General features: G+C 63.1%; 15 protein-coding genes. 7 read left to right on the top strand and 8 right to left on the bottom strand.

Annotation, left to right across the window (positions count from 1 at the left end; all coding sequences use genetic code 11):
- The first annotated feature begins 55 nt into the window (after positions 1-55).
- Positions 56-439 carry a hypothetical protein gene (locus tag QU595_RS00660; protein ID WP_315918266.1) on the top strand — a complete coding sequence of 128 codons (384 nt, stop codon included), beginning with the start codon at positions 56-58 and terminating at the stop codon, positions 437-439.
- A 14-nt stretch (positions 440-453) separates the two neighbouring features.
- On the top strand, positions 454-1644 hold the full coding sequence (locus tag QU595_RS00655; RefSeq protein ID WP_315918265.1) for an NADH-quinone oxidoreductase subunit D: 1191 nt from the start codon (positions 454-456) through the stop codon (positions 1642-1644).
- Between the two features lie 41 nt (positions 1645-1685).
- Here the strand turns inward: QU595_RS00655 and QU595_RS00650 are convergent, their stop codons facing one another.
- Complete coding sequence (locus QU595_RS00650) at positions 1686-2318, bottom strand: hypothetical protein (protein ID WP_315918264.1); 633 nt, start codon at positions 2316-2318, stop codon at positions 1686-1688.
- A gap of 242 nt (positions 2319-2560) precedes the next feature.
- On the opposite strand from QU595_RS00650, the gene QU595_RS00645 reads away from it, so the two are divergent.
- The gene (locus QU595_RS00645) at positions 2561-2926 is read left to right on the top strand and encodes a PRC-barrel domain-containing protein (protein ID WP_315918263.1); all 366 of its coding nucleotides are present in this window, start codon (positions 2561-2563) and stop codon (positions 2924-2926) included.
- Positions 2927-3132: 206 nt separating this feature from the next.
- Here the strand turns inward: QU595_RS00645 and QU595_RS00640 are convergent, their stop codons facing one another.
- The 3 genes from QU595_RS00640 to QU595_RS00630 are packed head-to-tail and all read right to left on the bottom strand — an operon-like array spanning position 3133 to position 5568.
- Positions 3133-3591, bottom strand: coding sequence for a DUF1772 domain-containing protein (locus QU595_RS00640; protein ID WP_315918261.1), 459 nt, complete (start codon positions 3589-3591; stop codon positions 3133-3135).
- Between the two features lie 34 nt (positions 3592-3625).
- Positions 3626-5110, bottom strand: coding sequence for an FAD-dependent oxidoreductase (locus QU595_RS00635; RefSeq protein ID WP_315918259.1), 1485 nt, complete (start codon positions 5108-5110; stop codon positions 3626-3628).
- Entirely contained in the window at positions 5110-5568 is a 459-nt protein-coding gene (locus QU595_RS00630; RefSeq protein ID WP_315918258.1) for a YbhB/YbcL family Raf kinase inhibitor-like protein, read from the bottom strand. The genes QU595_RS00635 and QU595_RS00630 overlap by 1 nt, the downstream gene beginning before the upstream one ends.
- Positions 5569-5793: 225 nt before the next feature.
- Between QU595_RS00630 and QU595_RS00625 the strand changes: the two genes are divergently transcribed.
- From QU595_RS00625 to QU595_RS00615, 3 genes are all read left to right on the top strand, one after another.
- Entirely contained in the window at positions 5794-7494 is a 1701-nt protein-coding gene (locus QU595_RS00625) for an HAD family hydrolase (RefSeq protein ID WP_315918257.1), read from the top strand.
- Positions 7495-7639: 145 nt separating this feature from the next.
- Entirely contained in the window at positions 7640-7840 is a 201-nt protein-coding gene (locus tag QU595_RS00620) for a hypothetical protein (RefSeq protein WP_315918256.1), read from the top strand.
- Between the two features lie 168 nt (positions 7841-8008).
- Positions 8009-8500, top strand: a complete 492-nt coding sequence (locus QU595_RS00615) for an AhpC/TSA family protein (protein ID WP_315918255.1) — start codon at positions 8009-8011, stop codon at positions 8498-8500.
- 69 nt (positions 8501-8569) lie between these two features.
- Here the strand turns inward: QU595_RS00615 and QU595_RS00610 are convergent, their stop codons facing one another.
- Positions 8570-8752: a hypothetical protein gene (locus tag QU595_RS00610; RefSeq protein WP_315918253.1), complete on the bottom strand. Its 183-nt coding sequence runs from the start codon at positions 8750-8752 to the stop codon at positions 8570-8572.
- A gap of 168 nt (positions 8753-8920) precedes the next feature.
- Here QU595_RS00610 and QU595_RS00605 point away from each other — a divergent pair, with 168 nt between their 5' ends.
- On the top strand, positions 8921-9358 hold the full coding sequence (locus QU595_RS00605; protein ID WP_315918251.1) for a CBS domain-containing protein: 438 nt from the start codon (positions 8921-8923) through the stop codon (positions 9356-9358).
- A 40-nt stretch (positions 9359-9398) separates the two neighbouring features.
- On the opposite strand, the gene QU595_RS00600 is transcribed toward QU595_RS00605, so the two are convergent.
- The 3 genes from QU595_RS00600 to QU595_RS00590 are packed head-to-tail and all read right to left on the bottom strand — an operon-like array spanning position 9399 to position 12087.
- Positions 9399-10088 carry a phosphoribosyltransferase gene (locus QU595_RS00600; RefSeq protein WP_315918249.1) on the bottom strand — a complete coding sequence of 230 codons (690 nt, stop codon included), beginning with the start codon at positions 10086-10088 and terminating at the stop codon, positions 9399-9401.
- A 5-nt stretch (positions 10089-10093) separates the two neighbouring features.
- A complete protein-coding gene (locus tag QU595_RS00595) occupies positions 10094-10741 on the bottom strand; it encodes a dienelactone hydrolase family protein (protein ID WP_315918247.1) in 648 nt (215 codons plus the stop codon).
- Between the two features lie 2 nt (positions 10742-10743).
- Positions 10744-12087 carry an erythromycin esterase family protein gene (locus QU595_RS00590; protein ID WP_315918246.1) on the bottom strand — a complete coding sequence of 448 codons (1344 nt, stop codon included), beginning with the start codon at positions 12085-12087 and terminating at the stop codon, positions 10744-10746.
- Positions 12088-12097: the final 10 nt, after the last annotated feature.

The raw sequence follows: 12097 nt of genomic DNA, 5'->3' as shown, positions 1-12097 counted from the left end.
TTCGTTCCAATTTATTCGGAACATGCCGCGTCCGGGCGGGTTATGGCTGCACGACATGAAAGGCGAAACCATGCGTATCGCGACGCTCGTTGCCGCCCTTTCTGTTATCGCCAGCACACCGACGATGGCACAGGCGCCAACGGATAAACTTCCCGCCCCGCCGCCCACGCAACAGGGGCAGGAGCCTGCGCCGGACCAGAGCGTAACCGCCATCAACATCGTGCGGTTCGAGGATTTGCCTCCCCGGTTGAAGACCGTCGTCGAAACGAAGCTGCAAGACACCAGCGCGGATGACCTGCGTGAATTGCAGAAATCGGTTCAGGAGTTGCCCGTAGCGATGACGATGCTTGCCCAGAACGGGCTCAACGTTACCCAGGTGGTGGCGGCTGCCGTCGATCCGACCGGCGCACTGACCCTGGTCATCCAGGACACCGCCTGACGCAGGAGGTCCCGTTGCCTGAAGCACGGGTGCGCAACTTCACGATCAACTTCGGCCCGCAGCACCCAGCCGCCCATGGCGTGTTGCGCCTCGTCCTGGAGTTGGACGGCGAAGTGGTGGAGCGCGTCGACCCGCATATCGGCCTGCTGCATCGCGGCACGGAAAAGCTCATCGAGAAGAAGACCTACCTGCAAGCCCTGCCCTACTTCGACCGGCTGGACTACGTCGCGCCGATGAACCAGGAGCATGCGTTCTGCCTGGCGGCGGAAAAGCTACTGGAACTGCCGGTGCCGAGACGCGGACAGCTGATCAGGGTCCTGTATTGCGAGATCGGGAGGCTGCTCTCCCATCTCCTCAACGTCACCACGCAGGCCATGGACGTGGGGGCGTTGACGCCGCCGCTGTGGGGCTTCGCCGAGCGCGAAAAGCTGATGGTTTTCTACGAGCGGGCTTCCGGCGCGCGCATGCACGCCAACTATTTCCGCGTCGGCGGTGTCCATCAGGACCTTCCGCAAAAGCTCATCGATGATATCGGCAAATGGACCACCCCCTTCCTGAAGGCGCTGGACGATCTGGACGAACTGCTGACGCCCAACCGCATTTTCAAGCAGCGCAATGTCGGCATCGGCGTCATCTCCGAAGCCGACGCCTGGGCATGGGGCTTTTCCGGCGTGATGGTGCGAGGCTCGGGCGCGGCGTGGGACCTGCGCAAGAGCCAGCCCTACGAATGCTATGCCGAGATGGATTTCGACATTCCCGTCGGCAAGCATGGCGACTGCTACGACCGCTATCTCGTCCGCATGGAGGAAATGCGCCAGTCGGTGCGCATCATGCGCCAATGTATCGACAAGCTGGCTGCCGCGGACGCAAGCGGGCCGGTCGCGGCACCCGACAACAAAGTCACGCCCCCGCGGCGTGCGGCGATGAAGCGGTCGATGGAAGCGCTGATCCATCATTTCAAGCTCTATACGGAAGGCCACCGCGTCCCGGCCGGCGAGGTCTATGCGGCGGTCGAGGCGCCCAAGGGCGAATTCGGCGTCTATCTGGTTTCCGACGGAACCAACATCCCCTACAGGTGCAAGATACGCGCTCCCTCCTTCGCCCATCTGCAGGCGATGGACCATTTGTGCCGCGGGCACTTGCTCGCCGATGTCGCGGCAGTCATCGGCACGCTCGACATCGTCTTCGGCGAGATCGACCGATAGCGTCTAGCCGTGGCGCATTCGAATTTTTGAGGGCGACCCTCTCATAGCTGCTGCGCGAGTTCCCGTGCCAGCTTTCGCCGTTCACGGGCGGACGTTATCTGGTGCGTCTCCACGGTCTCCGACCGCAGACATGCCCTGCCCTCGCGATGGTCGATCCCGAACCGGCGGGTGGCGCCGATCAGCATGTCTTCCGAACCGTACATTCCGACGATGGTGATCTCGAACTGATGGACCTCGCTTCCCACAGTCGAACCGGCGAAGGTCCTTTCTCCGGTCGCCTTGCGGACCGCGTAGTCGAGAATGCTTTCGAAGCTGCCCATGTCGACAAGCTTTCCGGGGCCGAGCGGCCCCTGGCGCGTCATGTGCTTCCAATCGGAAGGCCGCGCCGAATTCCTGAGATCCTCCGCATCGGAAATGAATGTACGATGATGGCCGGACGCCGTTCCCATGTCCACCACGACGCTTTGAATGAAAACCGCGCCTTCGCTCATATTGGTGACGAAGCAGCGCGCAGACAGGGCTCGCCCCTCACCCCAGTTGATGATGAGCTTCGGTCGCCGCCGTCGCTGATGGCTGCGCCAGAAGATGTGCAGATACATGGACCAGATCACCAGCATGCCGAGGCTGGCGAAAGTCGAGATCAAGGTTGCGTTGCTCGCCAGCCAGTCATGCATGGCACTTGGCACCGAACCGCACGTTCGGATTGTCGTCGCCCAACCGTAACTGATGGTTTTCCACACGGAGATCGACCGACGAGGAACGGCGGGCCAGATGGTTGGTTCCGGCGCCAGGATGAACGGCGAAGCATTCATAGCCGGGTGCGGCACGTGGAACCTCCTACGACAACCGAAATAAAACGGAACCATGCCCGGTCGCGGCGATTACCTTGGCATCACCCTTCGAGAGGAGAGCAAAAATGCCTACAGCAACGGGCCATACCGACGCTATCCGCGCCAGCCGCGTGATCGGCACGGATGTCTACAACACCGCCGGCGAGCACATTGGCGAAATCCAGGATGTCATGCTGGAGAAGACTTCGAACGGCATCATGTTTGCAGTGGTCGGCTTCGGAGGCTTTCTTGGAATCGGGGAGAAATACCACGCGATTCCGTGGGCTTCGCTGGATTATGACATGCAAAAGGGCGGCTATGTCGTGCCGTACAGCAAGGAGGAATTGAGGGCGGCACCGTTCTATTCGATCAACGAACTGACGGAGGACGACGGCATGAAGGCGCGCAATGCTTCGTATGAGTACTACAAGGCCGATCCGTATTGGCAGTAGCCAGTTCCGGCGTGAATGCCGCTGACAGTTCCTGCGGGTGCGCAGGTCGCCACGCCACCGCGAAATGGCTGGCGAACAGAGCGGCACGGCCATTCGTCGAGACGACGCTCAGCAGGGTTGATCGAGTTGAAGGTTACGGTTTCGCGCCAATCAGCGGGTCGTTTTTCGACACGGCCCGCTGGTGAACCCTGCCGATGCCGGCCAGATTACGGACCAGGCGATCTCCACGAGAGGGCGGACATGGCCGTGAGACAAAGCGCGGCGAAAACAAGCGCGGTGTTGACCGCATGGGAATATTCCCATTGCAGCCTGAGGGCTTCCCAGTTTGCAGGAACGGTTGTCCAGTTGTGCGTCGCCTGGTTGGCGGGAAGTGTCCAGACAGTAAAGATTGCAAGCATCAGGACGAAGCAGAGCGCCGCAAGGATGGCCAGCCAGAACGGCCAGAATTGGGGGCGGGCAAGCAACGCCAGGACAGAATCGGCGACGAGCGCCGCCAACCACAGCCACCCGAGGACTGCCCATCCCCTGTAAATGCCCTGAACGGTGAAATAGTCGGCAGGCGGCATCGATATCTTGTTGGGCAAAGCAGCCAGATGTGCCCCTGCCGGGGCGAGAGCAAGGGCGGAAATGATAATGGCGAGAAACTGAATGATCTTGATGGTCATGGTCTGGCCTCCCGGATCGCCCTTGCCTGACGCATCATCCGTCGAATCCCGCCGGTTCCAGAGGCTTGCGGGCCGGCCCGTGAATGACAGAGCCGTCGGCGGCGAAAATCGATCCGTGGCAGGGGCAGTCCCAGGTGCGCTCCGCATTGTTCCAGGTCACGATGCAGCCCTTGTGGGTGCAGCGGGCGGACAGCGCGTGAAGCGTACCATCGTCGTCGCGGCGAAGCGCGATCTTGTCGTCGCCGTGGACAATGACGCCCCCTACGCCAGGTGCGATCGCTTCAGGACTGTCGACAAGGGATTGGCTCTCGCCATCGCGATGGAAATCTTTCGGCAGAGGACGGGCCGGATCGTAAAGCTCGCGCCAGGGACTGGACCGACCGCAGATACTGTCCGCGATCATCAGGCCGGCCGCCGTGCCGTTGCTGATGCCCCATGCGTTGAAGCCGGTGGCGATGTGAAAACCCGGCGCCTTGCCGGGGTCTGGTTCGCCAACAAGAGGGATGCGATCGGCGGTGTCGTAGTCCTCGTTGCACCAGCGCCAGAGCGCCTCCCCTACGGGAAGATGCGTCCGGACCCATTTTTCCAGCGCAATAAACCGCGCCGCAACGTCCCCGTCATGGCCGGTGCCGAAATGCGGGCCAAGCGCCAGAAGGATCGGGCCCGATTGGTCGTGACCGGTGCGAAACGAATATGTGGGCTCCTCGGCAGTGATGAACATGCCGTCCATCGCAGAGGCATCGGCGATACGAAACGCCATGACCCCATGGCAGCGCGGCTGCGTGCGTTTGGCCATTCCGACCGGCGTCTTGATGGTCATGTTGGTGGCGATGACGATGTTGTCCGCCTCCACCGCTCCCCCTGCCGTCGTGGCGCGCCACCGCGCCGCCTCATCCACGCCAAGAACACGGCTGTTCTCACAAATGCGCCCGCCCCGCGCGGTGACGGCCTGGGCCAGACCGTCGAGGTAGGCGACCGGGTTGAACTGCGCCTGACCGGGAAAGCGCAGAGCGCCGGCTGTGGCGAAAGGCAAGGGCACGCTCCGCGTGACCTCGGCGGCCAAGCCGAGCATCCCTGCCGCCGTCACCTCCGCTTCTAGGTCGACCAGGCGTTCCGGGTCCTGTGTATAGGTGTAAGCCGACCTGTCCTCCAAGTCGCAGCCGATGCCGAGTTCGACGATCCAGCGGCGAATGTGCGCCGCGCCGCACGAATTCGCCTCGGCATAGGCGGCGGCGCGCTCGGTGCCGACAGTATCGATCAGATGACGATAAATGAGGCGGTGCTGTGTGGTGATCTTGGCAGAGGAACGACCGCTGACCTGACGGCCGGCGCGCAAGCCTTCCAGCACTATTACCGGGCGGCCGAGTTCCAGAAGCCGCAAGGCGGCGGTCAGTCCGACGATGCCCGCACCGACGACGACGGATTCGGTCCGATGACTGCCCGCCAACGGCGGATGGATTTCAGGCGCGGCGACGCCTTGCTCCCACACGCTGCCTGTCTGGCCGGACGGCCCGTGCATCAGTGAGCCTCGTAGGTGCCGACGAGATCGGCCGTCCCGATCATGTGCGGACGGGCGTGATCGAGAAGCTCGGCGATGCCCGTCTCTTCGCCGGCTTCCAGCGCCTCGACATCGAGTGCCGAGAGGCGGAAGTGATAGTGATGGACACCGTGCCCCTTCGGAGGCTGGGGACCGTCGTAGCCGGCATTACCGAAATCGTTCACGCCCTGCCGGAAACGTTCCGGCCCTGTGGTCCCCTCGGGCAGGCCGGCACGTTCGGCGGCAATGTCATAGACCGCCCAATGGCGAAAAACGCCGCGCGGTGCGTCGGGATCTTCCACAACGAGAAGAAAACTTCTCGTCCCTGCCGGCGCGTCCCTCCACCGCAGCGGAGGAGACAGGTTGCGGCCTTCACGCACATAGGTGTCCGGGATCGTCTTTCCGTTTTCGAAGGCTGGGCTTTCGAGGGTGAACGCCATGTCGGGACTCCTGCTTTCGTCCCCTCACGATCGGGAACGCGGGGCGCCGATGAGAGTTCCGGCAGCAAGGAAAACCAGCGAAGGCGTGATCGCAACGGTCTGTACCGGCTGACATCATCCTGCGGTGACGCCAACGTCGATCCACGCCTGAACCGATTTTCGAACCGCACATTCCTGTCGCACGGTTCTTCAATCGGGCCGTGCCGTTGGGAGGCTGGAGGAAACATGTATTTCATGGCGCTGGCGACGGACTATGACGGGACCGTCGCGCATGACGGATCGGTCTCCAAAAAGACGATTGCGGCCCTCGACCGTCTCAAGAGAAGCGGCCGCAAGCTCGTCCTCGTGACGGGGCGCGAGCTCGACGATCTCAAGCGCGCTTTTCCCGAGCACCGGATGTTCGACCGCGTCGTCGCGGAAAACGGAGCGTTGGTCTATTCGCCTGCCAGCGAAGACGAGGCACTCCTCGCTCCGCCGCCTCCGGCCAAATTCGTTCGTGAGCTGGAAAAGCGCGCCGTCAAGCCGCTGTCGGTCGGCCGCTCCATCGTGGCCACCTGGGAGCCGCATCAGGCAACGGTGCTGGACGTCATCAAAAAACTCAATCTCGAGCTCGAGATCATTTTCAACAAGGGCGCCGTGATGGTCCTGCCCAGCGGCATCAACAAAGCCACCGGGCTCGGGGCCGCGCTCGCTGACCTCAGCCTGTCGCCGCACAATGTCGTCGGCATCGGAGACGCGGAAAACGATCACGCCTTCATGCGCGCCTGCGGCTGCTCGGTCGCCGTCGATAACGCTCTCAAAGCCGTCAAGGACACGGCCGACATCGTGACCAAGGGCAAGCGGGGCGCCGGCGTCGAGGAACTGGTCCGAAAACTCCTGAAGCATGACCACGACCTCGGCATCAAGCGACGCGACGGCGTGGCGATCGGCAAGGACGGTGAAAAAGACATCGTCATCTGGCCGACCGACACCGTGCTCGTCGCCGGCAGTTCGGGCATCGGCAAATCGACGCTTGCCACCGCTCTTGCCGAGCGCTTCACCGAACGCAAATACCAGTTCTGCATCATCGATCCCGAAGGGGACTATGACGGCCTACAGGACGCTATCGGCATAGGCGACGGCAAATCTTCGCCGACGAAGGAACAGGTGCTGGCCCTGCTCGATCAGATCGGGACCAACGTCGTCGTGAATCTGCTGGCCCTGAAGGTCGAGGACCGGCCGGAATTCGCCGTCGAACTCATGCCGGAGATCACTCGCCTGCGCTCGAAAACCGCGCGACCCCATTGGCTGATCGTCGACGAGGCGCATCATCTGCTGCCGAAGAAGCGTGCCGACATGAAGGTCCTGATTTCAGCGGAGATGCCGGGCACCGTGCTGATCACCGTCGATCCGGGCGCGCTTGCCGCCGAAGCGCTGAAGCTGGTGACCGTCGTCATCGGCATCGGACCGCATGCAAACGACATCGTGGCTGCGGTGGCCAAGGCTGCCGGCATCGCGGTTCCGAAGCCGGCAAAGCCATTGAAAGACGAGCAGGTCCTGTTCTGGAGGCGGGGCGAGGACCCGCATGCCGTCACCGCAGTGGAGCCGCAGCAATCGCTCAAGCGTCACAGCCGCAAATACGCCGAAGGCACGCTCGACGAGAGGGGCAGCTTCTATTTCACGGGACCTGAAGACACCATGAAGCTGCGGGCCCAGAACCTGGAGATATTCGTCCAGATCGCCGAAGGCATCGATGACGCGACGTGGCAACACCATCTGCGCGCCGGCGACTATTCGCGGTGGTTCCGAACCCAGATACGCGACAAGAAGCTCGCGAAAGAAGCCGCCAAGGCTGAGGAGGACAAGACCCTGTCGGCAAAGGAGAGCCGGGAGATCATTCTGGCGGCGGTGCGCCGCCGCTACACGGCGCCGGCGTCCGGAGACTGAATCGCCGCCGCGTGGCGGTGCGGCAACCAACGAGCGTCCTTCCAGACCGCGGCCACGCACTCGTTCCGGAACATCCGGCAATGCCACGAGTTCGGATCTCGAGCACCAGGTCCACCGTAGCCATTCCGACAGGAGAACTCCGGACATGAGTCCCGCCGTCGTGAACGAGCAGCCGCTTGAAGCCAAGGCGATCACGGGCGTGATCGAAGAACTCGAAAGGCAGGCGGCCGAAAACCCGTCGAAGCTCAAGGTTCGGCGGGAGGGCGGCAAGACGATCGTCAACGGCGAAGTCGACGTGGATGCGCTCGTGATGGTGGTTGTCGGAGCGATGGCAGGCGGCCCTTAGAACCGGCTGGCTCCTGCGGAATTGTGCTGGGGGCCTGGGCACCCTGAGCGGGCCGCCACCTGCCAGCCATGGAACCCGATCAACGGGAGTGACCGAGATGAGACAGGATATCGTGACGGGCGCGAAGTTCCCCGACTATGTTCTTCCCGACCGAAGGACCGCCAGCAAATGCTGGAACTGGTGCGTTTCCACCCGCAACTCGTCGTCGGCTACACCCAGGTTGTCACGATCACCACGGACGATTGGCACACGACCAACAATTACCGCCAGCAGACCTCGGCGCCTTGGCCGTTCCTGTACGACGAAGAGCGGGTGGTGCAGAAGGATCTGGACATCAAGGAATACACCGACACCTCGCATGACGTGATGATCCCGCACACGATCGTGCTCGGGCGGGGCCTGGAAATCTTCAAGGTCTATAACGGCTATTATTATTGGGGCCGCCCCTCCACCGCGGAGTTGCACGCCGAATTGCGCGAGCTGGCGCGACGAACCTATCGCGACTGGGACATCACAGAGCCCGAGTTGCGGCAGAAATGGAACACGGGCGACAAGTCCGACTTCTATCCCTATGGCGGGAATTCCATCTCCATGGAAACGCTCATGCTCCAGATGGCAGGGGCGGTGGATCAGTATGCCGGTCGGGCAAAGGGGCACTGACCGGTCAAAAGTCGTCGAGATGGACCAACGACCTGCGCGCATCGCATCGATGATCCGAGTCGTTGCAGCCTAGCGCTTCAGATTGGGTCTGATCGCCTCGACCTCTTTTCTCGTGTTCGTATCCGGTAGTACGCCCGATCCCTCGGGATTCGGCGCCGGGTCCTCACGCGTGTCTCTTGTCGGCTTTTTCTCTGGCCTGGCGCCGGGTGGTTTGGGTTTTTCCGCTTTTTTCTGCTTCAGGATTTTCGGCATCGTAAAAGCTCCTTGCGTGGCGCATCCTTGGAGCGGCTCTCCATTCAGCGTTACGCATCCGCGTAAGGCGGATGACCGATAGAGGTTGTGATGGAACGTTAGGGCGGCCGGTCGGTTCCTGCCAAGAACGATCCGGCGGCGGGGCGCTGGAAGCGACGGGAGAGTGAGATGAAGATCAGCGGGTGCATGACAAGGGATGTCAAGGTGGCCAGCCCCGAACAATCGGTTCGCGACGCCGCCAAGATGATGGATCAGCTCGATGCCGGTATTATTCCGGTGGGTGAGAGCGACCGCTTGGTCGGCATGATAACCGACCGTGACATCGTCATCCGTGGAGTGGCACAGGGCAAAGGGCCCGACACCAGCGTGCGCGACGTAATGAGCCGGGAAGTGATGTATTGCTACGATGACGAAGAGGTCGAGGACGTTCTTGCAAACATGGGAGACCTGCAGGTGCGGCGCCTCCCTGTTCTCAATCGAGACAAAAGGCTCGTCGGCATCGTGTCTATCGGCGACCTTGCGAGAAACGGGGAGACGATGGAAGCCGGGCAAGCCTTGAGCGGCATCTCGCAGCCGGGCGGCGAGCATTCGCAAACCGCGCACTGAGGTCGATCGAGCGTCGAGCCGGCGGAACCGCCGTACGGCTCTACCGGCGTCGTTCTTCAGCTTCGGATGAGCCCAGGCGTTCGGCTTCCCGGAGCAATTGGATCACTTCGCCGTCGCTCGTCTGGTCGAATGTTTCGTAGTGGTTGCCGACGGCAACGAAAAGATCGGGCGTGGACAGGCAGATCGTCTCGTCCGCGTCCTTTCCGACCAGAGCCAGGCTTTCAGGAGGCGCTACCGGGACGGCAAGGACGATGTGGGCTGCCCCGTCCTTGCGGAGGGCCTTGAGCGCGGCCCGCACCGTCCCGCCTGTGGCGATGCCGTCATCGATCACGATGACGGTCCGGCCGCTGACGGAAACCGCCGGCCTGTCGCCGAAGTAGAGCTTTCGGCGGCGCTCGATCACCTCGAGTTGCCGCTTCGTCTCCGCCTCAACATACTGTGGGGAAGGACGAACGACGGCGAAGGCTTCGTCGTTGAGGACGAGTTGCGGGTTCGCTCCGTCGACGACCGCACCAATTCCGTATTCGGCATGGCCCGGCGCGCCGATCTTGCGCACGAGCAGCAGATCGAGTGGCGCATGGAGGACCTTCGCCACCTCGAAGGCAACGGGAACGCCACCGCGCGGCAGGGCAAGCACGAGCGGTTTGGCTCCGGCAAATCGCGTCAATGCTTGCGCCAACCTGCACCCCGCATCCGTACGATCCTTGAATTTTGTTCCACCGCTCAGCATCGCAGCTATCCCCGCAGGTGCGCCAGGAACCAGCCCGTGGCGTAACGCACCACCTGGTCGAGCGTGCCCGGCTCCTCAAAAAGATGGCTGGCTCCCGGAATGATAACCAGTCGCTTTTCCGTGCGTAGCGCCGCCAGGGCCCGCTCGTTCATTTCGATGACAGGACCGTCCAGGCTGCCGACCAGAAGCAGGGTCGGCGCCTGCACCGAGGCGAGTGCGCCGATTGCCAGATCCGGCCTCCCGCCACGCGAGACGACGGCCGCGACCCGTGCGTCGGGATGCGAAGCCGCCAGAAGCGCGGCGGCGGCGCCTGTGCTCGCGCCGAAATAGAACGGGACAAGATGGCCTGTACGCTCGTCCTTCGCCGCCCAATCGGTTGCCAGCGCCAGCCGCGACGCCAGCAGGGCGATATCGAAGACATTGCGCCTGTCTTGTTCTTCGTCGGCAGTCAGGAGATCGAGAAGCAGCGTTGCCAACCCGGCCCGGCGAAGAGCGGCCGCCACATGATTGTTGCGCGAACTCAGCCGGCCGCTGCCGCTGCCATGGGCGAAGATGACGATGCCCCGCGCTCCTTCAGGCACACCGAGCAGCCCGGCCAGTCGGCTCGGTCCGATCCGCACCTCCTCGACATCGCGGGGGACAGTTGAAACCATCGCTACACCCCGAACGGATAGGTTTCCGGCACGCCATGCGGGCGCTCCGCAGGGAGGGGCGTCACGGCGCCGGTTTCCTCGAACCAGACATAGGCGTCGAACTGCTCGGGGAGCACCGCCTCGAAGTAATGGCTGTAGAGCTCAGTTTCGGGCCGGTAGATGACCCCGATGGCGCGTTCGAGCCGCGGTCGTGAGAGTGCCTCGCGAAGCTCGCCTTGCCGTGGGCCGTCGAGATGCGTCAGCGAGCGCGCGACGCCCGATTGCCGGAAGACCCGCTCGTAGGAATCGCTGCGCGCCGGGACCACCTTCTTGACCCACATCGGGCCGTCCCAGTCATCTGCCGCCGCCACGGTGCCGCGATCCGTTCCGAAGCCGATCGAAGCCGCTTCCTCGCCATAGGCCGTCTTGCAGAGTTCGCCGATGTTGAACTCGCCCTGCCAGCCCATTGCGGTCGCGGCGGCGTTGCCGACATGGGAGTTGTGCGCCCACACCACCGCCTTGGCGCCGGGGCCGCGCGCTTCCAGCAAATGCTGGAGCGTATCGAACATATGCCGGTCACGCAGGTTCCAGGATTCGGTCGAGCCGCGATACATGATGCGATAATAATGTTCGGCCGCCCGCACGATGCGCGCGTTCTGGGCCGCGTCGAAGAAGGCTTCGCCGTCCTGGCCCGCATAGTGCAGCCGCCGGTCGAGCATCTCGCGCAGTTGCGCGACGACCTCGTCCTCGCAACTGTCGCGCTCGTTCATCGCGACAGCGCGACCGTACCAGCTCGGCTCTGTCTGCCAGGGCGTCAGGCAGCCATACCTCTCCCGCGCACGCCTGGCGGCCGGCGGATCGACTTTTTCGAGATAATCGAGCACCGCCGCGATCGAACCGCGCAGGGAATAGACGTCGAGACCGCGAAACTCGACCCGATCAGCCACAGGAAGTCTCTCGTTATGGCCGTGGAGCCAGTCGACGAAAGCCGCCACCTCCTCGTTCCGCCACATCCAGGTGGGGAAACGGGCAAAGGCCTGCTCGTCATGGGCGCCCGCCCCCATGTGCCGCACATGGCGGTCGATGCGCCCCGCATCCGGCCAGTCGGCCTCGACTGCCACGATGTTGAAGCCATGCCGTTCGATCAGGCGCCGCGTGATCGCCGCCCTCGCGCGGTAGAATTCGGCGGTGCCGTGCGTGGCTTCGCCCAGAAGCACCACGCGCGCGCCGGCGAAGCGGTCGAAAGGTTCCGCGAACGCACCGGCTTTCTCAGGTGCTGGAAGATGCAGGCAGAAGCTCCGTATCAGGCCGGCAAGCTCTGCGGCACCTTCGGCGCGAATGAGTTCGGAATCCGGGAGCACGGCCATGGCACGTTCA

Origin of the sequence: Mesorhizobium sp. SP-1A (assembly GCF_032460275.1) — a bacterium.
GTDB lineage: Bacteria > Pseudomonadota > Alphaproteobacteria > Rhizobiales > Rhizobiaceae > Mesorhizobium.
The sequence above is the reverse complement of the archived record's forward strand: the minus strand, read 5'-3'. Positions and strand labels throughout refer to the sequence as shown.

Coding starts and splice junctions, on each gene's coding strand:
- QU595_RS00660 (WP_315918266.1), top strand. CDS start 56: ATGAAAGGCGAAACCATGCGTATCGCGACGCTCGTTGCCGCCCTTTCT.
- QU595_RS00650 (WP_315918264.1), bottom strand. CDS start 2,318: ATGCATGACTGGCTGGCGAGCAACGCAACCTTGATCTCGACTTTCGCC.
- QU595_RS00645 (WP_315918263.1), top strand. CDS start 2,561: ATGCCTACAGCAACGGGCCATACCGACGCTATCCGCGCCAGCCGCGTG.
- QU595_RS00640 (WP_315918261.1), bottom strand. CDS start 3,591: ATGACCATCAAGATCATTCAGTTTCTCGCCATTATCATTTCCGCCCTT.
- QU595_RS00635 (WP_315918259.1), bottom strand. CDS start 5,110: ATGCACGGGCCGTCCGGCCAGACAGGCAGCGTGTGGGAGCAAGGCGTC.
- QU595_RS00630 (WP_315918258.1), bottom strand. CDS start 5,568: ATGGCGTTCACCCTCGAAAGCCCAGCCTTCGAAAACGGAAAGACGATC.
- QU595_RS00625 (WP_315918257.1), top strand. CDS start 5,794: ATGTATTTCATGGCGCTGGCGACGGACTATGACGGGACCGTCGCGCAT.
- QU595_RS00620 (WP_315918256.1), top strand. CDS start 7,640: ATGAGTCCCGCCGTCGTGAACGAGCAGCCGCTTGAAGCCAAGGCGATC.
- QU595_RS00615 (WP_315918255.1), top strand. CDS start 8,009: ATGCTGGAACTGGTGCGTTTCCACCCGCAACTCGTCGTCGGCTACACC.
- QU595_RS00610 (WP_315918253.1), bottom strand. CDS start 8,752: ATGCCGAAAATCCTGAAGCAGAAAAAAGCGGAAAAACCCAAACCACCC.
- QU595_RS00605 (WP_315918251.1), top strand. CDS start 8,921: ATGAAGATCAGCGGGTGCATGACAAGGGATGTCAAGGTGGCCAGCCCC.
- QU595_RS00600 (WP_315918249.1), bottom strand. CDS start 10,088: ATGCTGAGCGGTGGAACAAAATTCAAGGATCGTACGGATGCGGGGTGC.
- QU595_RS00595 (WP_315918247.1), bottom strand. CDS start 10,741: ATGGTTTCAACTGTCCCCCGCGATGTCGAGGAGGTGCGGATCGGACCG.
- QU595_RS00590 (WP_315918246.1), bottom strand. CDS start 12,087: ATGGCCGTGCTCCCGGATTCCGAACTCATTCGCGCCGAAGGTGCCGCA.